At 67.4% G+C, this 26,772-nt stretch carries 28 protein-coding genes and 1 tRNA gene; 20 read left to right on the plus strand and 9 right to left on the minus strand.

Going from position 1 to position 26,772, the window contains the following annotated elements; all coding sequences use genetic code 11:
- Positions 1-18 precede the first annotated feature (18 nt).
- Both purN and AC1RLW_RS12345 read left to right on the plus strand, forming a co-directional pair.
- On the plus strand, positions 19-615 hold the full coding sequence (gene purN, locus AC1RLW_RS12340) for a phosphoribosylglycinamide formyltransferase (RefSeq protein WP_070062139.1): 597 nt from the start codon (positions 19-21) through the stop codon (positions 613-615).
- A gap of 38 nt (positions 616-653) precedes the next feature.
- A complete protein-coding gene (locus tag AC1RLW_RS12345) occupies positions 654-983 on the plus strand; it encodes an I78 family peptidase inhibitor (protein WP_493193234.1) in 330 nt (109 codons plus the stop codon).
- Here AC1RLW_RS12345 and AC1RLW_RS12350 read toward each other — a convergent pair.
- Complete coding sequence (locus tag AC1RLW_RS12350; RefSeq protein ID WP_095948719.1) at positions 971-1,219, minus strand: DUF1653 domain-containing protein; 249 nt, start codon at positions 1,217-1,219, stop codon at positions 971-973. The genes AC1RLW_RS12345 and AC1RLW_RS12350 overlap by 13 nt on opposite strands.
- A 54-nt stretch (positions 1,220-1,273) precedes the next feature.
- On the opposite strand from AC1RLW_RS12350, the gene AC1RLW_RS12355 reads away from it, so the two are divergent.
- The 3 genes from AC1RLW_RS12355 (at position 1,274) to AC1RLW_RS12365 (ending at position 5,789) form a co-directional block, all read left to right on the plus strand.
- On the plus strand, positions 1,274-3,127 hold the full coding sequence (locus tag AC1RLW_RS12355; protein WP_493193236.1) for a M48 family metalloprotease: 1,854 nt from the start codon (positions 1,274-1,276) through the stop codon (positions 3,125-3,127).
- 43 nt (positions 3,128-3,170) lie between these two features.
- Entirely contained in the window at positions 3,171-4,442 is a 1,272-nt protein-coding gene (locus AC1RLW_RS12360; RefSeq protein WP_492697334.1) for an RsmB/NOP family class I SAM-dependent RNA methyltransferase, read from the plus strand.
- A gap of 132 nt (positions 4,443-4,574) precedes the next feature.
- Entirely contained in the window at positions 4,575-5,789 is a 1,215-nt protein-coding gene (locus AC1RLW_RS12365; protein WP_493193237.1) for a DesA family fatty acid desaturase, read from the plus strand.
- Positions 5,790-5,954: 165 nt separating this feature from the next.
- Here AC1RLW_RS12365 and rpmG read toward each other — a convergent pair whose 3' ends face one another.
- The 3 genes from rpmG to trxB form a co-directional block, all read right to left on the minus strand.
- Positions 5,955-6,128, minus strand: a complete 174-nt coding sequence (rpmG, locus tag AC1RLW_RS12370; RefSeq protein ID WP_007830291.1) for a 50S ribosomal protein L33 — start codon at positions 6,126-6,128, stop codon at positions 5,955-5,957.
- Positions 6,129-6,139: 11 nt separating this feature from the next.
- A complete protein-coding gene (gene rpmB, locus AC1RLW_RS12375; RefSeq protein WP_007830293.1) occupies positions 6,140-6,373 on the minus strand; it encodes a 50S ribosomal protein L28 in 234 nt (77 codons plus the stop codon).
- Positions 6,374-6,621: 248 nt separating this feature from the next.
- A complete protein-coding gene (gene trxB, locus AC1RLW_RS12380; protein ID WP_062481027.1) occupies positions 6,622-7,572 on the minus strand; it encodes a thioredoxin-disulfide reductase in 951 nt (316 codons plus the stop codon).
- A 180-nt stretch (positions 7,573-7,752) separates the two neighbouring features.
- On the opposite strand from trxB, the gene AC1RLW_RS12385 reads away from it, so the two are divergent.
- From AC1RLW_RS12385 to AC1RLW_RS12420, 8 genes are all read left to right on the plus strand, one after another.
- Positions 7,753-8,427, plus strand: coding sequence for a Crp/Fnr family transcriptional regulator (locus tag AC1RLW_RS12385; protein ID WP_062481025.1), 675 nt, complete (start codon positions 7,753-7,755; stop codon positions 8,425-8,427).
- A gap of 95 nt (positions 8,428-8,522) precedes the next feature.
- Positions 8,523-10,973, plus strand: a complete 2,451-nt coding sequence (locus AC1RLW_RS12390; protein ID WP_062481035.1) for a DNA translocase FtsK — start codon at positions 8,523-8,525, stop codon at positions 10,971-10,973.
- A gap of 184 nt (positions 10,974-11,157) precedes the next feature.
- Positions 11,158-11,799 (plus strand): outer membrane lipoprotein periplasmic chaperone LolA, encoded by a 642-nt coding sequence (gene lolA / locus AC1RLW_RS12395; RefSeq protein WP_493193241.1) that lies wholly within the window; start codon positions 11,158-11,160, stop codon positions 11,797-11,799.
- A gap of 26 nt (positions 11,800-11,825) precedes the next feature.
- Positions 11,826-13,118, plus strand: coding sequence for a replication-associated recombination protein A (locus AC1RLW_RS12400; protein ID WP_062481021.1), 1,293 nt, complete (start codon positions 11,826-11,828; stop codon positions 13,116-13,118).
- 228 nt (positions 13,119-13,346) lie between these two features.
- Complete coding sequence (locus AC1RLW_RS12405) at positions 13,347-14,276, plus strand: branched-chain amino acid ABC transporter permease (RefSeq protein WP_062481019.1); 930 nt, start codon at positions 13,347-13,349, stop codon at positions 14,274-14,276.
- 13 nt (positions 14,277-14,289) lie between these two features.
- The gene (locus AC1RLW_RS12410; RefSeq protein WP_062481017.1) at positions 14,290-15,498 is read left to right on the plus strand and encodes a branched-chain amino acid ABC transporter permease; all 1,209 of its coding nucleotides are present in this window, start codon (positions 14,290-14,292) and stop codon (positions 15,496-15,498) included.
- A gap of 17 nt (positions 15,499-15,515) precedes the next feature.
- Entirely contained in the window at positions 15,516-16,289 is a 774-nt protein-coding gene (locus AC1RLW_RS12415; RefSeq protein WP_056572293.1) for an ABC transporter ATP-binding protein, read from the plus strand.
- Position 16,290: 1 nt separating this feature from the next.
- Positions 16,291-17,064: an ABC transporter ATP-binding protein gene (locus AC1RLW_RS12420; protein WP_373866832.1), complete on the plus strand. Its 774-nt coding sequence runs from the start codon at positions 16,291-16,293 to the stop codon at positions 17,062-17,064.
- A gap of 59 nt (positions 17,065-17,123) precedes the next feature.
- Here the strand turns inward: AC1RLW_RS12420 and AC1RLW_RS12425 are convergent, their stop codons facing one another.
- Both AC1RLW_RS12425 and AC1RLW_RS12430 read right to left on the minus strand, forming a co-directional pair.
- Positions 17,124-17,582: a (2Fe-2S)-binding protein gene (locus AC1RLW_RS12425; RefSeq protein ID WP_056572291.1), complete on the minus strand. Its 459-nt coding sequence runs from the start codon at positions 17,580-17,582 to the stop codon at positions 17,124-17,126.
- Positions 17,583-17,593: 11 nt separating this feature from the next.
- Positions 17,594-19,789, minus strand: coding sequence for a xanthine dehydrogenase family protein molybdopterin-binding subunit (locus tag AC1RLW_RS12430; protein WP_095746548.1), 2,196 nt, complete (start codon positions 19,787-19,789; stop codon positions 17,594-17,596).
- 155 nt (positions 19,790-19,944) lie between these two features.
- Between AC1RLW_RS12430 and AC1RLW_RS12435 the strand changes: the two genes are divergently transcribed.
- A complete protein-coding gene (locus AC1RLW_RS12435; RefSeq protein WP_095746547.1) occupies positions 19,945-20,721 on the plus strand; it encodes a Crp/Fnr family transcriptional regulator in 777 nt (258 codons plus the stop codon).
- Here AC1RLW_RS12435 and AC1RLW_RS12440 read toward each other — a convergent pair.
- The gene (locus tag AC1RLW_RS12440) at positions 20,693-21,670 is read right to left on the minus strand and encodes a Bug family tripartite tricarboxylate transporter substrate binding protein (protein WP_307694904.1); all 978 of its coding nucleotides are present in this window, start codon (positions 21,668-21,670) and stop codon (positions 20,693-20,695) included. The two genes, AC1RLW_RS12435 and AC1RLW_RS12440, sit on opposite strands and share 29 nt — an antisense overlap.
- A 35-nt stretch (positions 21,671-21,705) precedes the next feature.
- On the minus strand, positions 21,706-22,770 hold the full coding sequence (locus tag AC1RLW_RS12445; protein ID WP_095746545.1) for a CDP-6-deoxy-delta-3,4-glucoseen reductase: 1,065 nt from the start codon (positions 22,768-22,770) through the stop codon (positions 21,706-21,708).
- 74 nt (positions 22,771-22,844) lie between these two features.
- Here AC1RLW_RS12445 and AC1RLW_RS12450 point away from each other — a divergent pair, with 74 nt between their 5' ends.
- The 3 genes from AC1RLW_RS12450 to AC1RLW_RS12460 all read left to right on the plus strand — a co-directional run bounded on the left by AC1RLW_RS12450 (position 22,845) and on the right by AC1RLW_RS12460 (position 24,750).
- The gene (locus AC1RLW_RS12450) at positions 22,845-23,780 is read left to right on the plus strand and encodes an SDR family oxidoreductase (RefSeq protein ID WP_493193245.1); all 936 of its coding nucleotides are present in this window, start codon (positions 22,845-22,847) and stop codon (positions 23,778-23,780) included.
- Positions 23,781-23,792: 12 nt separating this feature from the next.
- Complete coding sequence (locus tag AC1RLW_RS12455) at positions 23,793-24,215, plus strand: RidA family protein (protein ID WP_493193247.1); 423 nt, start codon at positions 23,793-23,795, stop codon at positions 24,213-24,215.
- 85 nt (positions 24,216-24,300) lie between these two features.
- The gene (locus tag AC1RLW_RS12460; RefSeq protein ID WP_369629885.1) at positions 24,301-24,750 is read left to right on the plus strand and encodes a guanylate cyclase; all 450 of its coding nucleotides are present in this window, start codon (positions 24,301-24,303) and stop codon (positions 24,748-24,750) included.
- A gap of 104 nt (positions 24,751-24,854) precedes the next feature.
- On the opposite strand, the gene AC1RLW_RS12465 is transcribed toward AC1RLW_RS12460, so the two are convergent.
- A tRNA-Leu gene (locus AC1RLW_RS12465) sits at positions 24,855-24,939 on the minus strand.
- 41 nt (positions 24,940-24,980) lie between these two features.
- Here AC1RLW_RS12465 and cysM point away from each other — a divergent pair.
- The 3 genes from cysM to AC1RLW_RS12480 all read left to right on the plus strand — a co-directional run bounded on the left by cysM (position 24,981) and on the right by AC1RLW_RS12480 (position 26,741).
- Positions 24,981-25,883 (plus strand): cysteine synthase CysM, encoded by a 903-nt coding sequence (gene cysM / locus AC1RLW_RS12470; protein WP_062479803.1) that lies wholly within the window; start codon positions 24,981-24,983, stop codon positions 25,881-25,883.
- A gap of 65 nt (positions 25,884-25,948) precedes the next feature.
- Complete coding sequence (locus AC1RLW_RS12475) at positions 25,949-26,524, plus strand: NUDIX domain-containing protein (protein ID WP_056572274.1); 576 nt, start codon at positions 25,949-25,951, stop codon at positions 26,522-26,524.
- Positions 26,514-26,741, plus strand: coding sequence for a sulfurtransferase TusA family protein (locus AC1RLW_RS12480; protein WP_056572272.1), 228 nt, complete (start codon positions 26,514-26,516; stop codon positions 26,739-26,741). Before AC1RLW_RS12475 ends, AC1RLW_RS12480 begins: the two co-directional genes overlap by 11 nt.
- The last annotated feature ends 31 nt before the right edge of the window (positions 26,742-26,772 follow it).

Raw genomic sequence — 26,772 nt, forward strand, 5'->3', positions numbered from 1 at the left:
GGATAATCCCGGCCTCCCATGAAGAACATCGTGATCCTGATCTCCGGCGGCGGCTCGAACATGGCGGCCATCGTGCGCGCCGCCGAGCGCGACCGCTGGGCCGAGCGCTTCGGCGCGCGCATTGCCGCCGTCATCAGCAACAAGGCAGAGGCTGGCGGGCTGGCGCTGGCCGCGTCGCACGGCATCGCGACCGCCGTGGTGCCGCACCAGGCCTTCGACAGCCGGGAGGCCTTCGACGCGGCGCTGGCCGAGGCGGTCGACGCCCACGCGCCGGCGCTGGTGGTGCTGGCGGGCTTCATGCGCATCCTGACGCCCGGCTTCGTGGCCCGCTACGCCGGGCGGCTGGTGAACATCCACCCCTCGCTGCTGCCGGCCTTTCCGGGGTTGCACACGCACCAGCGCGCCATCGAGGCGGGCTGCAAGGTGGCCGGGGTGACGGTGCACCAGGTCACGGCCGAACTCGACCACGGGCCGATCCTGGCGCAGGCCGTGGTGCCGGTGCTGCCGGACGACACGGCCGCCACGCTGGCCGCCCGGGTGTTGTCCCAGGAGCACCTGCTGTACCCGCGCGCCATCGCTGGATGGCTGTTGGATACATTGAGTCACAAAGCTTAAAGTTGTTTATATTGTTGGGTTTTCGGGAGCACAGAACTTTGAAAACCCAATCGCTACTGTTGACGTTGGCCACCGCGGCCCTGCTGGCCGCCTGCGCCGCTCCGGCCCCCGCGCCGGCACCGAGTGCCGCTGCGCCTGCGCCCGCCGCGCCGGCCGAGCCCGTCTTCCAGTGCAACGCCGAAGGCGCCCGCTTTGCCGTGGGCCAGCAGGTGACGCCCCAGCTCGAAGCCGCCGCGCGCGCACGTGCCGGCGCCGGCACGGCACGGGTGCTCAAGCCCAACCAGGCGGTCACGATGGAACTCAACCCCGGACGGCTCAACATCAGCGTCGACGCGCGTGGCCGCGTCAAGGACGTTCACTGTGGCTGAGCGTCGATCAGGGTAAACCGGCGCTGCGGGCGGCCGTCGATCTCGATGGTTTCCTCGAACATCGCGGCCGGCCGGACCCACAGGCCGCGGGCACCGTAGAGGGCGCGGTACAGCGTCATCGGCTCCAGCGTCTCGCTGTGGCGGACGGTGCCGATCACGTCGTATTCACCGCCCTTGTAGTGGCGGTAGCGGCCAGGGGGCGTTTCGATCAGGGGAGGGAGGTCTTCGTCGTTCAACGGGGGCTTCTTTCTTCGGTAACAACTGTCGGATGAGTCTTTGACGGGAGTCGGATGGACCGTGCGGATTTTGTTCACCTGGTTCGCCTGAGCGAGCACGCGAGTGCGGACGACAGCGCGCGCTACCGGCGTGGCGTCGCGGCGTTCGCCGCGCTCGGCTACCTCTGGGTGCTGGCCTGCCTCGGGCTGGCGGTGGGCATTGTGGCCTGGGTGGTCGTCTCGGTGGCCGACGGGCGTTTCAACCTCACCCGCGGCTGGCTGCTCGTGTTCGCGCTGGGCCTGTTCTGGGCGACCCTGCGCGCGCTCTGGGTGCATTTCGACGAGCCCGACGGCGAGCCGCTCACGCGCGTCGACGCGCCCGGGCTGTTCGAGGCGCTGGACCGCATCCGCGAGCGCATCAAGGGGCCGCCGGTGCACCGCGTCTACCTCGACGACAACTTCAACGCCAGCATCAGCCAGGTGCCGCGCTTCGGCCTGTTCGGCGGTGCGCTCAACTCGCTGAGCATCGGCCTGCCGCTGCTGATGATGCTGGACCGCCAGCGCCTGCTGTCGGTGCTGGCCCACGAATACGGGCACTTGCGCGGCAACCATGGCCGGCTGAGCGCCTGGATCTACCGCACGCGGCTGTCGTGGCTGCGGCTCGATGCCAGCCTGCAGCGCGACGAGGGCGTGATGGCGTTGGTGTCGCAGGCCTTCTTCCGCTGGTACTTTCCGCGCTTCGCCGCCAAGACCTTCGCGCTGGCCCGCCAGGACGAGTACGAGGCCGACCGCATCTCGGGCCGGCTGCTCGGCACCGCGGTGGCCGCAGCCGCGCTCACCGAAGTGGCCATCAAGGGCAACTGGTACGCCAGCGAGTTCTGGCCCTGGCATTGGGCGCGCGCCGAGCGCGAGCCGCTGCCGCCCGGCCCGTTCGCCGCCCTGCGGCAGCGCGCCCGCACGCCGCCGAGCGAGGAGTTCGCGCGCCAGGCGCTGCGCGAGGCGATGCGGCGCGTGAGCGACCTGGACGACACCCATCCCGTGCTGCGCGACCGGCTGGAAGCGCTGAACCAGAAGGCGGCGCTGCCGGCCTGGTCGCAGCGGCCCGCGCTCGACATGCTGGCCGACAAGCACAAGTGGATCTCGCATTTCGACAACGTCTGGCGCCGCGCCCACGCCGCCGACTGGAAGCAGCACCACGCGCACCGCTCGCGCATCCGTGAGCGCATCGCGGTGCTGGCGGCCCGCGGCGAGCGCAACACGCCCGACGAGATGGTCGAGTGGGCCGACGCCGAGCGCCGGCTCGACCCGGCGGCGCCGGTGCGCGCGCGCTACGAAAGCGCGCTGCGGATCGCGCCGGACCATCCGGGCGCGCTGCGCGGGCTGGCCCAGATGCTGCCCGCGCGCGAGCGCGCCGAGCGCCTGGCGGTGCTCGAACGGCTGCACCAGTCGGGCGTGGCCAGCCGATGGTGGGCGGCCAAGAACGCCGTCGCCTCGCTCGAAGATCCCGAAGCCGGGCCGCACGACGAGCAGGGGCTCAAGCTGTGGCGCGCGCGGCTCAAGGAGGCGGAGGAGGCCGAGGCGCGCGCCTGGGAAGAGATCACCGACACGCCGTTCTTCAGCCAGATTTCGCGCCACGACCTGAACGACCACGAGCTGGGCGAGCTGCGTGCCGACATCGCACGCTGCCTGCCCGTGTCGCGGCTGTGGGTGGTGCGCAAGAACCTGCGCGAGTTCGCCTGGCGGCGGGCGTACATCGTGTTCGTCGAGGTGCCGGGGCTCGACGACGAGGACCGCTGGCACCTGTGCCGCGAACTAGAGCAGACCCTGACCTTGCCGGGCGCGGCGCTCGTGCTCTGGGCGGGGCACTCGCCCACGCTGGAAGACATCGAGCGGCAGGCCTTCGGGACCGTCTGGGTGCGCGGCGCCTGAGGCGTTTCGGCCGCGAGGCCGGCCGGCTGAGACAATCGGGGCTATGCATCCCAAAGCCCTGTTGGAGGCCACCGCCGATCTGGTCGGTCTGGTCCTGAAATTCGATCACCCGGCCGATCAGGTCGTTTCGCGCTTTTTCCGCGACCACCGCGAGTTCGGTCCGCGCGAGCGCGCGACGCTCGCCGAAACCGTCTACACCGTGCTTCGCAAGAAGCTGCTGTTCGATCACCTGTCGCCTTCGGGCAGCGGTTCGAAGGAGCGCCGCATGGCGATCCTGGGCTTTCACGGCCCGCGCGACTTCCTGAAGAGCGCGCTCAACGACACCGAGAAGCGCTGGCTCGACAACTGCGACGCCGTCAAGCCCGACGACCTGCTCGAACGCCATCGCCACAACCTGCCCGAATGGCTGGTCGCGCCGCTCAAGGCGCAGCTGGGCGACGGCTTCTGGCCGATGGTCGAAAGCCTGCAGCAGCCGGCGCCGCTCGACCTGCGCGTCAATGCATTCACCGACAAGCGGGCCGAAGTGAAGGCGGAGCTTGCGAAGGCTGCTATCAAATCGGAAGTGACGCCGTTCTCGCCCTGGGGCTTGCGCATCGACGGCAAGCCCGCGCTGACCAAGCTCGACGCGTTCGTGCGCGGCGCCATCGAGGTGCAGGACGAAGGCTCGCAACTGCTCGCGCTGCTGCTGGACGCCAAGCGCGGCGAGATGGTGGTCGATTTCTGCGCCGGCGCCGGCGGCAAGACCCTGGCCATCGGCGCGACCATGCGCAACACCGGCCGGCTCTACGCCTTCGACACATCGGCCCACCGCCTGGACGCGCTCAAGCCGCGGCTGGCGCGCAGCAAGCTCTCGAACGTGCACCCGGCCGCGATCGCCCACGAGCGCGACGACCGGATCAAGCGCCTGGCCGGCAAGATCGACCGCGTGCTGGTCGACGCGCCCTGTTCGGGGCTTGGCACGCTGCGCCGCAACCCGGACCTCAAATGGCGGCAATCGGCCAAGTCGGTGGCCGAACTGACGGCCAAACAGACCGCCATCCTGCAAAGCGCGGCGCGGCTCGTGAAGTCGGGCGGCCGGCTGGTGTACGCCACCTGCAGCGTGCTGCCGGAGGAAAACGAGGCCATCGCCGAGGCGTTTGCCGCCGCGAACCCCGATTTCGTGCCCATGGATGCCGCGGAATTGCTCCAGGCGCTCAAGATGGAGGGCGCCGAGACCCTTTGCGCGGGCGGGGAGGACGGCCGGCGCTACCTACGTCTGTGGCCGCATCGCCACGCCACCGACGGCTTTTTTGCCGCCGTGTGGAACCGGAAATAGGCGCGGGGCTCCAAACTAGGGTAAATCTGCGGTGTGACAGAAGGACAAAAGGCCTCGTTTTGGCCCTGACATCCTAAAATCGCGGGTTACCTGAAGGCTGCACCTTCGTGTGGCCATGGAGTACCTGACTCAATGATGCTTCCTGACTCCGCCGTTCTGAACGCGGTCATCCAATGGCTCGGACACGGCCTGTGGGACATTGCCTGGTGGCAAGTCGTGCTGTACACGCTCGTCACCACGCACATCACCATCGCAGCGGTCACGATCTTTCTGCACCGCACGCAGACGCACAAGGCGATGGACCTCGGTCCGATCCCCTCGCACTTCTTCCGTTTCTGGCTCTGGCTCGGCACCGGCATGGTGACGAAGGAATGGGTCGCCATCCACCGCAAGCACCACGCGAAGTGCGAAACCGCCGACGACCCGCACAGTCCGCAGGTCAAGGGCATCGACGAAGTCTTCTGGCGCGGCGCCGAGCTGTACCGCAAGGAATCGAAGAACAAGGAAACGATGGAGCGCTACGGTCACGGCACGCCCGATGACTGGATCGAGCGCAACCTGTACACGCGCTACAGCTGGCAAGGCGTGGGCCTGATGCTGGTGATCAACCTGGCGCTGTTCGGCGCGCTCGGCCTGACCGTGTGGGCGGTCCAGATGCTCTGGATCCCGATTACCGCCGCCGGCATCATCAACGGCATCGGCCACTACTGGGGCTATCGCAACTTCGAGGCGTCCGACGCCAGCCGCAACATCATGCCCTGGGGCCTGATCATCGGCGGCGAAGAGCTGCACAACAACCACCACACCTACCCCACCTCGGCCAAGTTCTCGGTCAAGAAGTACGAGTTCGACATTGGCTGGGTCTACATCCAGGTGTTCCAGAAGCTCGGCTGGGCCAAGGTCAAGAAGGTGCCGCCGAAGATGCAGATGGGCGACATCCAGCCCGTGGCCAACGAGAAGACGCTCGAGGCCGTCATTGCCAACCGCTACGAAGTGATGGCCGGCTACGCCCGCGAAATGCGCCGTGCGACCAGCGAGGAAATCGCGGTGCTGAAGGCCAAGGGCGCCGACCTGTCGGTGCTCAAGGCGGCCAAGCGCTGGCTGCATCGCGACGACGACAAGGTGCCCGCCTCGGCGCGCACCCATCTGGTGCAGGCCCGTGCCGCCCACCCGGTGCTCGACAAGATGGTCACGATGCGCGAAGAGCTGCGCCAGCTCTGGCTGAACACCTCGCAATCGCGCGAGCAGCTCGCAGCCGACCTGGCGGCCTGGTGCCACCGTGCGGAAGCCAGCGGCATTGCCGGCCTGCGCGAGTTCTCGACCCGCCTGCGCGCTGCGCGCGCTTGACGAAGCAAAGGGTCGGCGCCTCCCGCGCTGTTGCCCTCGCTCAATGAAGAAGCCGACCTGCGGGTCGGCTTTTTTGTGCCCGCCTTTTTCTGCTTTTGCAAAAACGACAAGCAATAAAAAACCCGCTGGGTGAGCAGCGGGTTTTTTGGGGGAGAACAGGCCGAATTACTTCAGCTTGATTTCCTTGTATTCGACGTGCTTGCGCGCCTTGGGGTCGAACTTCATGATCGACATCTTTTCAGGCATTGTCTTCTTGTTCTTGCTCGTCGTGTAGAAGTGGCCGGTACCCGCGGTGGATTCCAGCTTGATCTTTTCGCGTCCGCCTTTGCTCGTTGCCATGATTCAGCTCCTTAAGCTTGGCCGCGGGCACGCAGGTCTGCGAGCACGGCATCGATACCGTTCTTGTCGATCAGGCGCAGTGCAGCGCTCGAAACGCGCAGGCGAACCCAACGGTTTTCGGTCTCGACCCAGAAACGGCGGTATTGCAGGTTCGGCAGGAACCGGCGCTTGGTTTTGTTGTTGGCGTGGGAAACGTTGTTTCCGACCATCGGGCCTTTGCCCGTTACGTCGCATACGCGTGCCATGTGGACACTCTTTCTTGAACAGCTGGCACCGGCGCAATCGTGGCGATTGCAGGGTGTTTTGCAGCTTGACCTCGCCAGAAACGGGTGGCGGTACCCCGGATTTGCCGCAACCCGACTCCCGGTGGGAGGTAGGCCCTGTTTCGGCAAAGCCTCGGATTATAGCCCTTTCGGGCTCAGCGAGGCCGGGGGCCGCCGCAGATACGGGAAATCCGGCCGCGCTGGGTGGCCGGTGCCCGTGGGGATAGGCCTCAGTGCTCTTCGAGGAAGCGCTGCGCGTCGAGGGCGGCCATGCAACCCGTGCCGGCGCTGGTGATGGCCTGGCGGTAGATGTTGTCCTGCACGTCGCCGGCCGCGAACACGCCGGGCACGCTGGTCATCGTCGCGAAGCCCTTGAGGCCCGAGCGGGTCAGGATGTAGTTGTCCTTCATTTCCAGCTGGCCCTGGAAGATGTCGGTGTTCGGGTGGTGGCCGATCGCGATGAAACAGCCCTTGAGCGTGATCTCTTCGGTCGCGCCGGTCTGCGTGTTCTTGATGCGGATGCCCGTCACGCCCGTGCCGTCACCGAGCACCTCGTCGAGCTGGTTGTGCAGCTTCAGCACGATCTTGCCTTCGGCTACTTTTTCCATGACCTTGTCGATCAGGATCGGCTCGGCGCGGAACTTGTCGCGGCGATGCACGAGTGTGACTTTGTTTGCAATGTTGGAGAGGTACAGCGCTTCCTCGACGGCCGTGTTGCCGCCGCCGATCACGCAGACCTCTTGCTCGCGGTAGAAGAAGCCGTCGCAGGTCGCGCAGGCGGAGACGCCGCGGCCCATGAACTTCTCTTCGGAATCCAGGCCCAGGTACTTGGCCGATGCGCCCGTGGCGATGATCAGCGAGTCGCAGGTGTAGGTGCCGCTGTCGCCCGTGAGCGTGAACGGGCGCTTGCTCAGGTCGACCTTGTTGATGTGGTCGAACACGATCTGCGTCTTGAAGCGTTCGGCGTGTTCGAGAAAGCGCTGCATCAGCTCGGGGCCTTGCACGCCGTGCACGTCGGCCGGCCAGTTGTCGACCTCGGTGGTGGTCATGAGTTGACCGCCTTGCGCGATGCCCGTGATGAGCAAAGGCTGGAGGTTGGCGCGTGCGGCGTAGACGGCGGCGGTGTAGCCGGCCGGGCCGGAGCCCAGAATGAGAACCTTGGCGTGTTGGGGTGCGGACATGAGTAGAAAACCTAGGATGGACGCTGCGGCAGCGTGTACATTTTCAGGGTGGTAGCGATACGTGGGGAGTATCACCGCCCGGTTCAACACCGGGTGCACGGTGTTTTCAATGCGCGCGATTGTAGTAATCCATGGGCTCAGCATCAGGATCACATCGCGCGCTGTTTCAGGGATTGATTAATGTCGATGCTGTCCAACCTTGAATTGCTTCGGCGCGTTCCATTGTTCGCGTCGTTGACGGCCTCGCAGTCCGCAAGCATTGCGGATGCGATCATCAAGAAGCGCTTCAAACGCGCCGAGGTCGTCGTGGAGCAGGGCAAGAAATCCGATGCGCTGTACATCATCCTGACCGGCCGCGCCCGCGTCACGAGCGCCGACAGCCGTGGCCGCGAGGTGATCCTGGCCACGCTGCACCCCGGCGACTACCTCGGCGAGATGAGCCTGATCGACGACGAGCCGCATTCGGCCACCGTGCGCACCGAAATCCAGTGCGACGTGCTCATGCTGGGCCGCGACGCCTTCGCGCGCTGCCTGCCCGAGAACTCCTCGATGGCCTACAACATCATGCGCGGCCTGGTGCAGCGCCTGCGCCACGCCGACCGCAAGATCGAGTCGCTGGCGCTGATGGACGTGTACGGCCGTGTCGCCCGCGCGCTGCTCGAGTTCGCCAGCCAGGACGGCATGGGCAACCTCAAGGTCCGCGACAAGATCTCCCGCCAGGACCTGGCCAAGATGGTCGGCGCGTCGCGCGAAATGGTGAGCCGCGTCATGAAGGACCTGGAAGAGCGCGGTTTCGTGCAGTCCCAGGAAGACGGCTCGGTGATCATCAAGGACCGGCTCCTGACGCTGACCTGAGCCCATAGGCCGGGCGCTTTCGGCGTCCACGGCCTTTTGTTGTAGTGTTCGGGGCGGCCGGCCTGCGTTTTTTCGGGCCGGGCGCCGTGCTTTTCATGACCTATTCGCTCCATACGCTTCAATCGTCCTCCTCTTCTTCCGCTGCCGAAGGGCAACCCGTGCGCCTGCGCGCCCTGCGCTTCGCCCACGAAATCACCTTGATCGCCGGGTTCGCAGCCCTCCTGTTCTGGCTGCTGGCGATGCTGAGCTTCACCCCCTCCGATGCCGCCTGGTCGACCTCGGGCACGGGCGGTGAGATCAAGAACTGGGGCGGCCGCATCGGCGCCTGGCTGGCCGATGGCAGCTACTTCCTTGCCGGCTATTCCGTCTGGTGGTGCCTCGCGGCCGGTTTGCGCGCGTGGCTCTCGTCGCTGGCCGGCTGGCTGCGCGGCGGCGAACCGACGCCGGCGGTCGAGCAACCCCCGCGCGGCCGCTTCAACCGCAGCCGCCTCGCTTTCTGGTTCGGCTTGGTCCTGCTGCTGTGCGCGAGCGCGGTGCTCGAATGGTCGCGCCTGTACCGCCTCGAATCGCACCTGCCGGGTTCGGGCGGCGGCGCCCTGGGCTACCTCGTGGGGCCGGCGAGCGTGCGCTGGCTGGGCTTCACGGGCTCGGCACTGGTCGCCATCGCCGGCGGCGTGATCGGCTCGGCGCTGGTGTTCCGTTTCTCCTGGAGCCTGATCGCCGAGCGCATCGGTGCCCGTGCGTACTCGCTGTTCGAGTCGCGCCGTGAAAAGCGCGAAATGGCCGCCGACATCGCCATGGGCAAGCAGGCCGCGCGCGAACGCGCCGGCGACGAGGAAGAGCTGGCGCCCGCGCCGCGCGCCAAGAAAATGCGCCCCAGCAAGGAGGCAGCGTTCGGCGACGCCGGCCCTCTCGAGCCGAGCTTCGACGACGAAGAGGAAGAAGTCGCGCCCAAGCGCCGCCCCGCATCGCCGCCCGTGCAGATCGAGCCCGCGATGACCGAGGTCCCCCGCAGCGACCGCGTCGTCAAGGAGCGCCAGAAGCCGCTCTTCAAGGAACTGCCCGACAGCAAGCTGCCGCAGGTCGACCTGCTCGACGCCGCGCTGGTGCGCCAGGAAACGGTGTCCTCCGACACGCTCGAGATGACCTCGCGCATGATCGAGAAGAAGCTCAAGGACTTCGGCGTCGAGGTGCGCGTGGTGCTCGCTTCGCCGGGCCCCGTCATCACGCGCTACGAGATCGAGCCCGCCACCGGCGTCAAGGGCTCGCAGATCCTCGGCCTCGCCAAGGACCTGGCGCGTTCGCTCTCGCTGGTGTCGATCCGCGTGGTCGAGACCATCCCGGGCAAGAACTACATGGCGCTCGAACTGCCGAACGCCAAGCGGCAGTCGATCAAGCTCAGTGAAATCCTGGGCTCGCAGGTCTACAACGAGGGCAAGTCGATGCTCACGATGGGCCTGGGCAAGGACATCATCGGCAACCCCGTGGTGGCCGACCTCGCGAAGATGCCGCACGTGCTGGTGGCCGGTACCACCGGTTCGGGCAAGTCGGTGGGTATCAACGCGATGATCCTGTCGTTGCTCTACAAGGCCGAGGCACGCGACGTCCGTCTGCTCATGATCGACCCGAAGATGCTCGAAATGTCGGTCTACGAAGGCATCCCGCACCTGCTGGCGCCCGTGGTCACCGACATGCGCCAGGCGGCGCACGGCCTGAACTGGTGCGTGGCCGAGATGGAGCGCCGCTACAAGCTCATGAGCAAGCTCGGCGTGCGCAACCTGGCCGGCTACAACACCAAGATCGACGAAGCCAAGGCGCGGGAAGAGTTCATCTACAACCCCTTCAGCCTCACGCCGGACGATCCGGAACCGCTCAAGCGCGAGCCGCACATCGTGGTCATCATCGACGAGCTGGCCGACCTGATGATGGTGGTCGGCAAGAAGATCGAAGAGCTGATTGCCCGCCTTGCGCAAAAGGCCCGCGCCGCCGGCATCCACCTGATCCTGGCCACGCAGCGGCCCAGCGTGGACGTGATCACCGGCCTCATCAAGGCCAACATCCCCACGCGCATCGCGTTCTCGGTGGGCTCCAAGATCGACAGCCGCACCATCCTCGACCAGATGGGCGCCGAGGCGCTGCTGGGCATGGGCGACATGCTCTACATGGCCAGCGGCACGGGCCTGCCGATCCGCGTGCACGGTGCCTTCGTGAGCGACGAGGAAGTGCACCGCGTGGTGGCCTACCTCAAGAGCCAGGGCGAGCCCGACTACATCGAGGGCGTGCTCGAAGGCGGCACGGTCGATGGCGACGGTGACGGCGACCTGCTCGGCGGCGGCGACGGCGAAAAGGACCCGATGTACGACCAGGCGGTCGAGGTCGTGCTCAAGAACCGCAAGGCCAGCATCTCGCTGGTGCAGCGCCACCTGAAGATCGGCTACAACCGCGCCGCGCGCCTCGTCGAGGACATGGAAAAGGCCGGCCTCGTGAGCGCCATGAGCGGCAGCGGCCAGCGCGAGATCCTCGTGCCCGCGCGCCAGGCGGAGTGACCCGCCGGCGCACCATCGACGACGACCCCCATCACCACCGCGGCAGGGCTGGTTACGTGCTGAGAGGCAATTTGCAAACGCGCACCGGCGCTGCTGCAAATCTTCATGAAAGCCTACAGAAGCCGGCACCAGCGGCGGGTAGTGTCGATGGGCATCGCAGCAACGTTTTTCCGAGGAACCTCCCATGAAGAAACCCCGCCTCTGGCTGTTGGCCGGCCTGATCTGCACGGTGGTCGGCAGTGCCTGGGCCGACGGGCTCGAAAGCCTCGAAGCCTTCGTGAAGACCGTCAAGTCCGGCCGCGCCGAGTTCACCCAGACCGTGACGGCCCCACCGCGCGAGGGCCAGCCGGGCCGCGTGAAGACGTCGACCGGCACCTTCGAATTCCATCGCCCCGGCAAATTCAAGTTCGACTATCGCAAGCCCTTTGCCCAGAGCATCGTGGCCGACGGCAAGACGCTGTGGCTCTATGACGCCGACCTGAACCAGGTCACGCAGCGCACCCAGGCGCAGGCGCTGGGTTCGACGCCCGCGGCGCTGATTGCCTCCGCCGCCGACCTGCGCGCCCTGCAGGCCGACTTCGCGCTGGAAGCCGCGCCCGAGCGCGACGGCCTGCAGTGGGTCAAGGCCACGCCGAAGAACAAGGACGGCCAGCTGCAGAGCGTGATGGTCGGCTTCCAGGGTGACGCGCTCGCGGCCCTCGAGATCCTGGACAGCTTCGGCCAGCGCTCGGTGCTCAAGTTCAGCAAGGTCGAGGTGAATCCGGCGTTGCCCGCCAGTACCTTCGAGTTCAAGGCGCCTGCGGGCGCGGACGTGCTCAAGCAGTAATCACCCTCAGCAGGACAGTCCCCGGTTTGGCCCCGCGCACCCACCAGCCCCTCGCCGAGCGCCTGCGTCCCAAGACGCTCGGCGAAGTGATCGGCCAGCAGCACCTGCTCGGTCCGGGCATGTCGCTGCGCATCGCCTTCGAGTCAGGCCAGCCGCACTCCTGCATCCTCTGGGGCCCGCCGGGCACCGGCAAGACCACCATCGCGCGGCTCATGGCCGACGCCTTCGACGCGCAGTTCCTGAGCATCAGCGCGGTGCTGGGCGGCGTGAAGGACATCCGCGAGGCGGTCGAGCAGGCCACCGCCGCGCGCGACGGGCTCACGCAGCAGCGCACCATCGTCTTCGTCGACGAGGTGCACCGCTTCAACAAGAGCCAGCAGGACGCGTTCCTGCCGCACGTCGAATCGGGCCTGTTCACCTTCATCGGCGCGACCACCGAGAACCCGTCGTTCGAAGTCAATTCGGCCTTGCTGTCGCGGGCGGCGGTGTACGTGCTGCAGTCGCTCAACGAAGGCGACCTGAAGCAGATCGTCGCCAAGGCGCAATCGATCCAGGCGGTTCCAGCCATCGATGAGGCGGCCATCGACCGTCTGGTCGCCTACGCGGACGGCGATGCGCGCCGCCTGCTCAACACGCTGGAGACGCTGGCGGTTGCGGCCGGCGCCGAGAAGCTCACGAACATCACCGACGAGTGGCTGCTGCGCGTGCTCGGCGAGCGCATGCGCCGCTACGACAAGGGCGGCGAGCAGTTCTACGACACCATCAGCGCGCTGCACAAATCGGTGCGCGGCAGCGACCCCGACGCCGCACTCTACTGGTTCGTGCGCATGCTCGACGGTGGCGCCGACCCGCGCTACATGGCGCGCCGCCTGGTGCGCATGGCCAGCGAAGACATCGGCCTGGCCGATCCGCGCGCGCTGCGCCTGGCGCTCGATGCGGCCGAGGTCTACGAGCGTCTGGGTACCCCCGAAGGCGAGCTGGCACTGGCGGAATGCGTGGTCTACCTGGCCATCGCACCCAAGTCGAACGCGGTCTACAAGGCCTACAACGCGGTGCGCGCGCTGGTGAAGAAAGACAGCACGCGCCCGGTGCCGATGCACCTGCGCAATGCGCCGACCAAGCTCATGAAGGAGCTCGACTACGGCAAGGGGTACCGCTACGCGCACGACGAGGAGGGCGGTTTCGCCGCCGGCGAGCGCTACCTGCCCGAGGGCCTGGAAGGCCAGGTGTTCTACGAACCGGTCGAGCGTGGACTCGAAATCCGCATCGCGGAAAAGCTGCGCGAACTGCGTCGCCTCAACACAAATTCAGATCGCTGATACAGGTTTGCGCATCTGCATGACTTCACGCGCATACAGCATGAAGTGAGCGGGTAAACCCCGGTCATCCCGCCCCAAAACAGCGCCGGGGCGTGTCTACAATCCCGCCCACCAAATCTGCCGGCGACACATGTTGGCTGGTTTTTTGCTTGTCAAGCCAGTGGCGCCAAACCGGTGCCTCGGTAGGTGAATGGCACCCGCAAGGTGCAACACATAGGGAATCGCGTTATGGAAATATTGCTGCAGCAGATCATCAACGGTCTGGTTCTCGGCAGCATGTATGCCTTGATAGCCTTGGGCTACACCATGGTGTACGGCATCATCAATCTGATCAATTTTGCGCACGGTGAAGTGCTGATGGTGGGGGCGCTCACAAGCTGGACCATCATCGGGCTCATGAAGGACGGAATGCCCAACACACCGGGCTGGCTGATCCTCTTCGTTGCGCTGATCATTGCCTGCGTCGTCGCGGCAAGCCTCAACTTCGTGATCGAGAAAGTGGCCTACCGGCCGCTGCGCAACAGCCCCAAGCTCGCACCGCTCATCACCGCCATCGGCGTGTCGATCCTGCTGCAGACGCTGGCCATGATCATCTGGAAGCCGACCAACAAGGCGTATCCCAACCTGCTGCCGACCGACCCCATCCACGTGGGCGGCGCCGTGATCTCGCCGACGCAGGTCATGATCCTCAGCGTTACGGCGTTCTCGCTCGTGATCCTGATGTGGCTGGTCAACTACACCAAGCTCGGCCGCGCGATGCGCGCCACCGCCGAGAACCCGCGCGTCGCAGCGCTCATGGGCATCCGGCCCGACATGGTCATCTCGGCCACCTTCATCATCGGCGCCGTGCTCGCGGCCATCGCCGGCGTGATGTACGCATCGAACTACGGCATCGCGCAACACGCGATGGGCTTCCTGCCCGGCCTCAAGGCCTTCACCGCGGCCGTGTTCGGCGGCATCGGCAACCTGGCCGGCGCGGTGGTCGGCGGCATTTTGCTCGGCCTCATCGAGGCCATCGGCTCGGGCTACATCGGCACCCTCACGGGTGGCGTGCTGGGCAGCAACTACAGCGACATCTTCGCTTTCATCGTGCTGATCGTGATGCTCACGCTGCGGCCTTCGGGTCTGCTCGGCGAGCGCGTGGCGGACCGGGCCTGAGGAGCAGCACACCATGAAGAACAGCAAGAACCTCGCGCTCTACATCCTCGGCGTGGTCGCCGTGCTGGCGCTGCCCATCCTATTGCAGACCCAGGGCAACGCCTGGGTGCGCATCGCCGACATCGCATTGCTCTACGTGATGCTCGCGCTCGGCCTGAACATCGTGGTCGGCTACGCCGGCCTGCTCGACCTGGGCTATGTGGCCTTCTTTGCGGTCGGCGCGTACCTCTACGCGCTGATGGGCTCGTCGCACCTCTCGGACACCTTTCCGTGGTTCAAGGCGATGTTCCCCAACGGGCTGCACACCTCGCTCCTGATCGTGGTTCCGCTCGCGCTGGTGGTGGCCGGGGTGCTCGGCGCGATGCTGGGGGCGCCCACGCTGAAGCTGCGCGGCGACTACCTTGCGATCGTCACGCTCGGCTTCGGTGAAATCATCCGGGTGTTCCTGAACAACCTGGACCAGCCGATCAACATCACCAACGGGCCGAAGGGCATCACGGCGATCGACTCCATCAAGTTCTGGGGTCTCGACCTCGGCAAGGCGTGGAAGTTCGACGGCTTCACGATTTCCTCGGTCACGCTGTACTACTACCTGTTCCTGGCGCTGGTGGTGGCCACCATCATCATTTCGCACCGGCTGCAGATCTCGCGCATCGGCCGCGCCTGGATGGCCATCCGCGAAGATGAAATCGCTGCCAAGGCGATGGGCATCAACACCCGCAACATGAAGCTGCTGGCCTTCGGCATGGGCGCCAGCTTCGGCGGCGTGTCGGGCGCGATGTTCGCGGCCTTCCAGGGCTTCGTGTCGCCCGAGTCCTTCAGCCTGATGGAGTCGGTGATGATCGTCGCCATGGTCGTGCTGGGCGGCCTCGGGCACCTGCCTGGCGTCATCCTGGGCGCCGTGCTGCTGGCCGCGCTGCCCGAAGTGCTGCGCTACGTGGCCGGCCCGCTGCAGGCGATGACCGACGGCCGCCTCGACGCGTCCATCCTGCGCCAGCTGTTCATCGCGCTGGCCATGATCGTCATCATGCTGATGCGCCCGCGCGGCCTGTGGCCATCGCCCGAACACGGCAAGACGCTGACCAAGAAGAACGGCGCGCCCGTCGACCCGACCCATGCGGCCGTGGCGCCCGGCACGCTGCAGACCCATGCACCGGGCATCGACAGCCCCGCTGACGAAGTGCCGGGTGCGGCATCGCGTCCCATGTCCATCAATCCGTGAGCCAAGGACACACAGACATGACGACAGACACCATCCTCGACGTTCGCGGCATCTCCAAGCGCTTCGGCGGACTGCAGGCCCTCTCGGACGTGGGCATCACCATCAAGCGCGGCCAGGTCTACGGCCTGATCGGGCCCAACGGCGCCGGCAAGACGACCTTCTTCAACGTGATCACCGGGCTGTACACGCCCGACAGCGGCACCTTCGAACTGGCCGGCAAGCCTTACCAGCCGACGGCCGTGCACGAAGTGGCCAAGGCCGGCATCGCGCGCACCTTCCAGAACATCCGCCTCTTCGCCGAAATGACGGCGCTGGAGAACGTGATGGTCGGGCGCCACATCCGCACGCATTCCGGCGTGTTCGGCGCCATGCTGCGCACCAAGGGCTTCAAGGCCGAAGAAGCGGCCATCGCCAAGCGCGCGCAGGAGCTGCTCGACTACGTGGGCATCGGCAAGTTCGCCGACTACAAGGCGCGCACGCTGAGCTACGGCGACCAGCGCCGCCTCGAGATCGCGCGTGCCCTGGCCACCGACCCCCAGCTCATCGCGCTGGACGAACCGGCCGCCGGCATGAACTCGACCGAGAAGGTCCTGCTGCGCGAGCTCATCGACCGCATCCGCAAGGACAACCGCACGATCCTGATCATCGAACACGACGTCAAGCTCATCATGGGCCTGTGCGACCGCGTCACCGTGCTCGACTACGGCAAGCAGATTGCCGAGGGCAACCCGGTCGAGGTACAGAAGAACGAAAAGGTGATCGAGGCCTACCTCGGCACCGGAGGACATTGAGATGAGCACCGCAGAAGCAACGATGGCACCCACGACGGCAGCGGCCGCCGCCAAGGCCGCAGGCAAGAACCTGCTCAAGGTCCGCGGCCTGAAGGTGGGCTACGGCGGCATCCAGGCTGTGAAGGGCGTGGACTTCGACGTGTTCGAGGGCGAGCTGGTCTCGCTCATCGGCTCCAACGGCGCCGGCAAGACCACCACCATGAAGGCCATCACCGGCACGCTGCCGGCCGGCGCGGGCGACATCGAGTTCCTGGGCCGCAGCATCAAGGGCCGTGGCGCCTGGGACCTGGTGGGCGAGGGCCTCGTGATGGTGCCCGAGGGCCGCGGCGTGTTCACGCGCATGACGATCACCGAGAACCTGCAGATCGGCGCCTACATCCGCAACGACAAGGCCGAGATCGCCAGCGACATGGAGCGCGTGTTCGTGACCTTCCCGCGCCTGCGCGAGCGCAAGGACCAGCTGGCCGGCACGATGTCGGGCGGCGAACAGCAGATGCTGGCCATGGGCCGCGCGCTCATGGCGCGTCCGAAGGTGCTGCTGCTCGACGAACCCACCATGGGCCTGTCGCCCATCATGTGCGACAAGATCTTCGAGGTGGTGCAGACCGTGGCGTCGCAAGGCGTCACGATCCTGCTGGTGGAGCAGAACGCCAACCGCGCGCTGCAGCTGGCCGACCGTGGCTACGTCATGGAGTCGGGCCTCATCACGATGAACGGCGACGCCAAGGAACTGCTGCGCGATCCGCGCGTGCGCGCCGCCTACCTCGGCGAGTAAGCACCAGCAAGCGCCAACCGGCCAGCACCGCCGAGCGCGGTGGCTGGCCGTTTTTACGTCTATCCCATCATCGCGGCGGCGGCCTTGATCGCCTCGCGGATGCGGCCATAGGTGCCGCAGCGGCACACGTTCTCGATGGCGTCGATGTCGGCGTCCGTCGGCGTGCGCGTGCGGCGCAGCAGGTCGACCGCGGCCATGATCTGGCCCGGCTGGCAGAAGCCGCACTGCGGCACGTCCAGGTTCATCCAGGCCTGCTGCACCGGGTGCAGCGTGTTGCCGTTGGCCAGGCCCTCGATGGTTGTCACCTGGCGGCCGCGCACGTCGGACACGCGCACCGAGCAGGTCGTCACGGCCTTGCCGTCGACGTGGCAGGTGCAGGCCTTGCACACGTTGATGCCGCAGCCGTACTTCGGGCCGGTGATGCCGAGCTTGTCACGCAGCACCCACAGCAGCGCCAGGTCGTCGGGCGCCTCGACGTCGACGTTCTGGCCGTTCACCTTGAAAGATTGCACAGGCATGGCGGGTCTCCTCAGGCGGGGATCGGAACGTTGACGGGCGTGGGCAGCTTGCCCGGCGGGATCGGCGTGAAGTCGACCGGAAAGTTCAGCGGGAAGCTGCGCGGCTTGATGCCGGTGGCGCGGCCATAGGCGTTGGCGATCGCACCCGAGCTCGCCGACAGGCCGACCTCGCCCAGCCCGCCGATGGCCTCGCCGTTGGCCGGCATGATGATGATCTTCACGTCCTTCGGGTAGTGCTTCATGCGCGAGAAGTGGTACTGCGAGTAGCTGCCTTCCAGCGGCAGGCCGTTCTGGATGTGCAGCCCCGCCGACAGCACCAGCGCGATCGATTCGCACAGGCCGCCCTGCAGCTGCGCCTCGATGCCCGAGGGGTTGATCGGCGTGCCGACATCGATGGCGATGGTCGCGCGCACCACGCGGGCCTGCGCCGGCACGCGCGCGTCGATCTCGACGATGCAGGCCGTGAACGACTTCGACTCCTGGTGCACGCCCACGCCTTGCGCAAAGCCCGCCGGCATCGCCTTGCCCCATTGCGCGGCCTCCGCCACGGCCTTCAGCACCGCGCGGGCGCGCGGCAGGCGCAGGTACTCGAGCCGGAAGGCGACCGGGTCCTTGCGCGCCGCACGGGCCATCTCGTCGACCAGGATCTCTTCCACCAGCCGCGCGGGCTGGATGTGCACCGAGCGGTAGGAGCAGGTGTTCATGTCCATCGGCACCGGCGTCAGCAGCTTGGTCGTGACACCGAAGTTGTACGGCGACGTCACCATGGTCTTGAACATCACCTGCTCGATCGCGAAGTTGCCCACCGTCTGCGGGAAGGCATTGGGCAGTGCGATGGCGGCGGCCTCGAGCATGTTGCCGAAGCCGTGGCGCGTGTCCAGGCGCACGCTGGCGATGCGCTGCTCGAAGGCGATGACCTGGCCCAGCAGCATCGTGGCGCGCGCCTTCTGGTAGATCGGCGGGCGGATGCGCGTGTGGCGCATGTCGTCGGTGCGGTGGTACATCAGGCGGCAAGGGCGCCCCAGCGCCTTCGACACCTGGATCGCCTGCAGCACCGGGTCCCAGAACAGGCGCCGCCCGAAGGAGCCGCCCGAGGGCACCGCATGCACGACGACCTTGTTCAGCGGCAGGCCCAGCTCGGCGGCCACCGCCTGCTGGGTGACGATGGGACTTTGCAGCCCGGCCCAGATCTCGGCACGGTCGGCTCGCACATCGGCAATCGCACATTCGACTTCCATCGGGCAGTGCGCGGCCGGTGCGAACTCGAACTCGGCCTCGACCGTCAGCGCGCCCAGCGGCGGCAGCGCAAAGGGCAGCAGCGACGACTTCAGCTTGCGCATGATGGTGGCGTTCGACTCGCCGTCGAGCGGGCCGGCGGCCCAGGTCACGTCGAGCGCGTTCACCGCGGCCCAGGCCTGGCCGAAGGTCTCGGCCATCACCGCCACGCCCGGCGGCGTCGGCGTGATGCCGTTGGTGGCGGGGATCGGCACCACGCCGATCACGCCCGGCATGCCCATCACGGTGTTCAGGTTGTTGATGCCGACGAACTTGCCGTTGATGGTCGGCGGGCGCCGCACCATCGTCGGCTTGGCATTGGGCACCGCCTGGTCGAGCGTGAACTTCTTGCGCCCGGTGACGATGTCCAGCGCATCGAGCCGCGTCACGCGCTGGCCGACCACCGAGGGCGTCGAGCCCGAGAGCAGGCCGCCGAGGCCGCCCAGCACCGGCATGCCGGCGTGCATCGAGCGCACGCTCGACGAGCCGCCCGTGAGCTGGTTCCAGATCAGCTCGGGGCTCGCGTCGGCCGACGTGACTTCGATGGCGCTCAGCGGCAGGCGCAGCTTGTCGGCCAGCATCATCGCGCTGGCCGTGGCGATGCCCTGGCCCACTTCGAGGCGCGGCAGCGCCAGGCGCACGCGGCCGTCGCCGGTGTTCGTCACCTTCACCAGCGGCATGGTCGGCAGCGAGGTCAGCGTGACCGCGTCGCCGATGTCGATCAGGTCGGTGGTGTCGGGCGGGGTCATGGGCAGCAGCGCGGCGACTGCCGAGGCGGGCGCCGTGAGGGCGCCGAGCCCCGCGATGCCGGCCGCCGCCGAGGCCAGCGGCGCGGCCGTGGCGTAGCCCAGCACGTCGCGCCGGCGCAGGCCGTGCGCATCCCCGCCGTCCGGCCCGCGCGCGGGGCGCGGGTCCTTGTTCGAACGCTTCATCGTTGTCTCCTTGTTGTTTGGCGAACGCGGATGACTGTGGCACCATCGCCGCGCCGAAGATGTCGTTGCAACGACATTTCTTACGGACCCCGCCGACCGGCGCCTGCGACGGTTCGGCCGATGCGATGTCACGAGGGACGACAGCAGGAGGCGCGATGTCGAACGCGTTGGAGAACATGCTTCGCGAGAGCCTGTGGGCGCGCGCGCTCACGGACGACGAACTCGACCGCGTCGTCCAGGAGTCGCACGAGCGCGTGGTGCCGGCCGGCGGCTTCGTCGTGCGGCGCGGCGAGCCGGCCGATCACTGGATCGGCGTGATCGACGGCCTCATGAAGATGTCGGTGTCGCTGCCCGACGGGCGCGTGTCCACCTTCACCGGCGTGACCGCCGGCGGCTGGGGTGGCGAAGGCTCGCTGCTCACCCCCGGATGCTGGCGCTACGACGGCGTCGCGCTGCGGCCCACGCGCGTGGCCTGCGTGCCGCGGCACAGCTTCGAGCGGCTGATGTCCACCAGCATCGACTTCAATCGGTTTCTGTTGTTACACATCAATGCGCGACTGAGCCTGTTCATCGGCCTCATGGAATTCGATCGCCTGCTCGGCCCCGACGCGCGCGTGGCGCGCTGCCTGGCCAGCCTGTTCGACCCCATCCTCTATCCGCGTGCCACCCGCTTCGTGCGGCTGAGCCAGGACGAGATCGGCCTCTTGTCGGCCGTGTCGCGCCAGCGTGCCAACCGCGCGCTGCATGCGCTGCAGCGCGACGGCCTGTTGCGCATCGAGCATGGCGGCGTGGAAGTGCTCGACCTCGCGGGCCTGCGCACCTACCAGAGCGGGGCGGCCGAAGCGGCGGCGGCCGTGGCTGCGGCCACCGACACGCAGGCCGCAGCGCCCCTGGACGACCTCGTCAGTCCACCTTCGCCCCGGTGGCCTTGACCACCTTCTCGTACTTCGCCAGTTCGCTCTTCATGAAGGCGCCGAACTGCTCGGACGAGTTGCCGACCGGCTCGGCCAGCATCGAGGCGAAGCGGGTCTTCGTTTCCGGCGCGTTCAGCGCGGCGACGAAGGCCTGATTCAGTTTCGCGACCACCTCGGGCGGCGTGCCGGCCGGTGCGACCAGGCCCCACCAGGTGTCGATCGAGAAGCCCTTGAGCGTGTCGGCCACGGGCGGCACGTCGGGCAGGGCGCTGCTGCGCTTGAGCGTCGTGACCGCGATCGCCTTCAGCTTGCCCGAGCGGATGTTCGGCGCGGCCGTCGCGAGGTTGTCGAAGTTGAAGTCGACCTGCCCCGACAGCAGCGCCAGCTGCGCCGGGTTGCCGCCGTTGTACGGAATGTGCACCGCGAAGATGCCCGCTTCCTTCTTGAACAGCTCGCCCGCCAGGTGGCCGGCGCTGCCGTTGCCGCCGCTGGCGTAGTTGAGCTTAGCGGGGTTGGCCTTGGCGTAGCGGATCAGGTCGGCCAGCGTGCGGATGTTCAGGCGGTTGGCCGTCTCGGCGTTCATCACCAGCACGTTGGGCACGCGCACCATCTGCGTGATCGGCGCGAAGTCGGTCGCGGCGTTGAATGGCATCTTGCTGTACAGCCACGGGTTCACCGCGTTCGTGGCCGTGGCCGCGATGCCGATCGTGAGGCCGTCCGCCGGCGCCTTGGCGACGAAGTCGGCGCCGATGTTGCCGCCCGCGCCGGGCTTGTTGTCGATGATGACCGGGCCGCCCAGGGTGTCCTTCACCTGCTCGGCCAGGATGCGCGCCGTGTTGTCGATCGGGCCGCCGGCCGCGTAGGGCACGACGAGGCGGATCGGGCGGTGTTGCTGGGCTGCGGCATGGCCGGCGGTGAGCACGGCGGCACCGGCGATCAGGGTCAGGAGGAAGTGTCTCGTCTTCATGTTGTTCTACGGAACGGAAAGGGGAGCGCGAAGGCTCAGGGCAGGGCTTTGTCGGCTTCGGTGGTGAAGGCGTCGGCGAAGAACTCTTCTTCGGGCAGGCCAGCCAATGCCACATAGTCGCGCTTGGCCGAGTCGACCACGATCGGCGCACCGCAGGCATAGACCTGGTGGCCCGACAGGTCCGTGAAGTCTTCCAGCACCGCCTGGTGGACGAAGCCGGTGCGGCCGGTCCAGTTGTCTTCCGGCGTGGCGTTCGACACCACAGGCACGTAGCGCAGGTTCGGCATCGCGGCCAGCTGCTCGCGCAGCCAGGCGTCCATGTATAGGTCTTCGGGGCGGCGCCCGCCCCAGTAGAGCGCGGTGGGGCGGTCGATGCCCTTGAACTGCATGTGCTCCAGCAGCGCCTTGATGGGTGCGAAGCCCGTGCCCGAGGCCAGCAGGATCATCGGCTTGTCGGAGTCTTCGCGCAGGAAGAAGCTGCCGAACGGGCCTTCGATGCGCAGGATCTCTTTTTCCTTCATCGCGCCGAAGACGTGGTCGGTGAACTTGCCGCCCGGCAGGTGGCGCAGGTGCAGCTCCAGGCCCGTGCCCGGCACGGCCACCGTATGCGGCGCGTTGGCCATCGAGTAGCTGCGGCGCGCGCCGTCGCGCAGGATGAATTCGACGTACTGGCCTGCATAGAACTGCAGCGGCTCGCCGGCCGGCAGTTGCAGGCGCAGCATCATCACGTCGTGCGACTGGCGCGTGAGCGCCATCACGCGCACCGGCATCTTGCGGATCGGCAGCGCGCCGGCCTCGGTGACCTGGCGCGACTCGAGCACCACGTCGCTCGTCGGATGGGCGCAGCAGGTCAGCACGTAGCCGGCCAGCTGCTCCTCGGCGCTCAGCGCCTTGCTCTGGTGCGGGCCGAGCGTGACCTCGCCCGACAGCTTCTTGCACTTGCAGGAACCGCAGGCGCCGTCCTTGCAGCCGTAGGGGAGGCCGATGCCCTGGCGGATGCCGGCCGCGAGGATGGTTTCGTCGCCCTGGACCACGAAGTGGCGCCCACTGGGCTCGACGGTGATGGAAAAGCCCGCTTCGTGCGGCGCTGTAGCAGTCATCGGTATTCTTCGGGGGTGAACTTTCCCGGCTGCGTGCGGCCGGGACAACTGAATTGAGACAGGAAACCCGGATTTTGCCTTCAATCAATAGTCCCTCCGGCGCACTGCCGGCCCGGTTCCGGCGCGAGCGCCTGCTGATCGTCGGCTGCGGCGACGTCGGCCAGCGCGTGGCGCGCAACCTGCGCGGGCGCATGCAGCTGGTCGCGCTCACGTCCTCGGCCGACCGCGTTGCGGCGCTGCGCGCGGCCGGCATCCGGCCGCTGCTGGGCAACCTGGACGACCGAGCCACCCTGCGCCGCCTGGCAGGCATCGCCACCCGCGTGGTGCACCTGGCGCCGCCCGCGCGCGAGGGCGGCGCGGCGTGGTGGCGCGACCAGCGCACCGTGTCGCTGGCGCAGGCGCTGCGGCTGCGTTCGCTGCCTTCGGCGCTGGTCTACGGCTCCACCAGCGGCGTGTACGGCGACTGCGGCGGCGCGCGCGTGAGCGAAACGCGCGGCGTGCGGCCCGACACCCCGCGCTCCCACCGGCGCGTCGATGCCGAGCGCGCCGTGCGCTGGTTCGGCCGCAGCACCGGCGTGCGCACCAGCATCCTGCGCATCCCGGGCATCTACGCGCCCGACCGCGAGAACGGCACGCCGCGCGGCCGCCTGGAGCGCGGCACGCCCGTGCTGCGCCGCGAGGACGACGTCTACACCAGCCACATCCACGCCGACGACCTCGCGCGCGCCTGCGTGGCGGCGCTGTTTCGCGGCAAGCCCCAGCGCGTGGTGCACGCGTCGGACGACACCGAACTGCGCATGGGCGACTACTTCGACCTGGCCGCCGACCTCTACGGCATGCCCCGCCCGCCGCGCGTGGCGCGCGGCGAGGCCGAGCGGCAATTGCCGCTGCAACTGCTGAGCTTCATGGGCGAATCGCGCCGGCTCGACAACACGCGGCTCAAGCGCGAGCTGCGCGTGCGGCTCGCGCATCCGACGGTGCACACCGGCCTGCAGCCCGCAGACGCCTGAAGGGACGCACCCGTGAACAAACAGAGCGTTCGCATCCCCGACGGCCATCCGACCTTCGGCTCGACCGCCGTCTTCGACACCTTCAAGTACGCGCCCGGCGTCAAGGCCGGCGGCCTGCTGTTCGTGGCGGGGCAGGTCGGCCTGCGTGCCGACGGCAGCGTGCCCGAGAGCGCCGCGGAACAGGCCGACTGGGCCTTCCGGCGGCTGGGCGTGGTGCTCGAAAGCGCGGGGCTCGGCTTCGCCGACCTGGTGGAGATCGTGAGCTACCACGTCGACGTCGAGCACGAGCTGGCGGGCTTTCGCGAGGTGAAGGACCGCTACATCACTGAGGATTTTCCGGCGTGGACGATCCTCGGTGTGGCGGCGCTGGCGCGGCCGGCGCTGTGGGTGGAGATTCGCGCCGTGGCGGCGTTGAAGACCGCGCAAGCGGGCTGACACCGAAGCGGATGCCCAGGGGCCGGGCGTACCATGGCGGCACAGGTTCCAGATCGAACAGATCGAAGCGAAGCGGACGAAACGAATGCCCCAAACGATTGAAGCGTTGCTTGCCGATCAAGGCGCACAGGCTGTCCTCGCCTACCTGAACGCGCGCGTGCCGCATCGGTACACCGGGATCTACAGGATTCGCGCCGACCTGGTCACGAGCCTCTACCTGCACGACAAGCAAGGCGAACTGATCCCCGAGAACATCGCCGTCGTGCCCTTCGAGGCGAGCATCTGTCCCTTTGTCCTGCGCGACGGGTGGTTCCGCACCGACGACTCGAGCGTCGACGAGCGCTTTGCCACGCATCCTGGGCGGGACTACACCATCAGCTACCACGGCGTTCCGCTCTTGAACCCCTCGGGCGCGGTCGCTGGCACCTTGTGCCACTTCAACTTCACGGCCGTGCCGCTGCCGGACGACGAGTTCGAGCTGCTGCACCATGCCGCCTTGTCGCTGCAGGTGAAGCTCGCCGACGTGCTTGGCTAGGGCGGGGCGCTGCCTGGCCCGAAAGGCCCAGAGGCAAAGAAAAACCCGCTGCGCCAGTGAAGCGAGCGGGTTTCTTGATGTGGGGGTGAGACGGCGTCGTCTCGTGGTGCCCGGGGCCGGAATCGAACCGGCACACCTTTCGGTGGGGGATTTTGAGTCCCCTGCGTCTACCAATTTCACCACCCGGGCACATCCGGAAGGAAGCCCAAAATTATGGCACAGTGGCTGGCATGAATTATCCGACGATCGAAGACGCCATCGGCAAGACCCCCCTGGTTGCCCTGCAACGCATCCATGCCGCGGAAAACGCCAAGCGCGGCAACGTGATCCTGGGCAAGCTCGAAGGCAACAACCCGGCGGGCTCGGTCAAGGACCGACCGGCGCTGTCGATGATCAAGCGGGCCGAGGAACGCGGTGAAATCAAGCCCGGCGACACGCTGATCGAGGCCACCTCGGGCAACACCGGCATCGCGCTGGCGATGGCCGCGGCCATCAAGGGCTACCGCATGGTGCTGATCATGCCGGAGGACCTCTCGGTGGAACGCGCCCAGACCATGAAGGCTTTCGGCGCCGAGCTGGTGCTCACGCCCAAGAGCGGCGGCATGGAATACGCGCGCGACCTGGCCGAGCAGATGGTCGCCCAGGGCAAGGGCCGCGTGCTCGACCAGTTCGCCAACCCCGACAACCCGCGCATCCACTACGAGACCACCGGCCCCGAGATCTGGACCGACACGCAGGGCAAGATCACCCATTTCGTGAGCGCCATGGGCACCACGGGCACCATCACCGGCGTCTCGCGCTACCTGAAGGAAAAGAACCCGGCGGTGCGCATCGTCGGTGCGCAGCCGGCCGAAGGCTCGCGCATTCCCGGCATCCGCAAGTGGCCGGTCGAGTACCTGCCGAAGATCTACGACCCGAGCCGCGTCGACGAGGAAATCAGCGTGAGCCAGGACGACGCCGAGGAGATGTGCCGGCGCCTGGCGCGCGAAGAGGGCATCTTCGGCGGCATCTCGGCGGCCGGCGCGCTGTGGGCGGCCATCGAGGTGTCGAAGAAGGTCGAGAACGCCACCATCGTCTTCGTGGTCTGCGACCGCGGCGACCGCTACCTGTCCACGGGCGTCTTTCCCGCCTGATCCCTTCACACTGCGGCGGCGCCCACGGGGCGCCGCACGTCCGAGAAAAAGAACAGAGACTCCCCATGCCCCACCCCAAGTTCTGCCAGGCCTGCGCCACCCCGCTCGAATGGATCGCGTTGATGGAAGACGGCGGTCCCAAGGAGCGCCTGCGCTGCCCCAACTGCGGCCACACGCACTGGAACAACCCCACGCCCGTGCTCGCGGCCATCGTCGAGTACCGCGGCCAGGTGCTGCTGGCGCGCAATGCGGCCTGGCCGGGCAAGATGTTTGCGCTCATCACCGGCTTCATGGAGGCCGGCGAGACGCCCGAGGAGGGCATCGCGCGCGAGGTCAAGGAAGAGACCAACCTGGACGTGAGCGCCGCCAAGCTCGTCGGGGCCTACGACTTCCAGCGCATGAACCAGATCATCATCGCGTACCACGTGGTGGCCGACGGCGAGGTGAAGCTCTCGCCCGAGCTGGTGGACTACCGCCTCTACGACCTGCCCGACCTGCGGTGCTGGCCCGCCGGCACCGGCTATGCGCTGGCCGACTGGCTGCGCACGCGCGGCCACGAGCCGGTGTTCTTCACCGCGGCGGAAAACGAAGAGCGTCGCCGCGGCCTGAACCTGCCACCGGAGCCTGGCAATGCAAGTTGACCGCGAAATCGACACGCGCGGCCTCAACTGCCCGTTGCCGATCCTGAAGGCGAAGAAATCGCTCAACGACATGGCGAGCGGCCAGTTGCTGAAGGTGGTGTCGACCGACCCGGGTTCGGTGCGCGACTTCCAGGCCTTTGCGCGCCAGACCGGCAACGAGCTGGTGGCGCAGGAGACCGTGGGCAGCGACTTCATCCACGTGCTGAAGCGGCGCTAGCGTCGGCAACCGACCAAAGAAAAAGGGGCCT

The organism is Variovorax sp. GW822-FHT04A09, assembly GCF_058801005.1.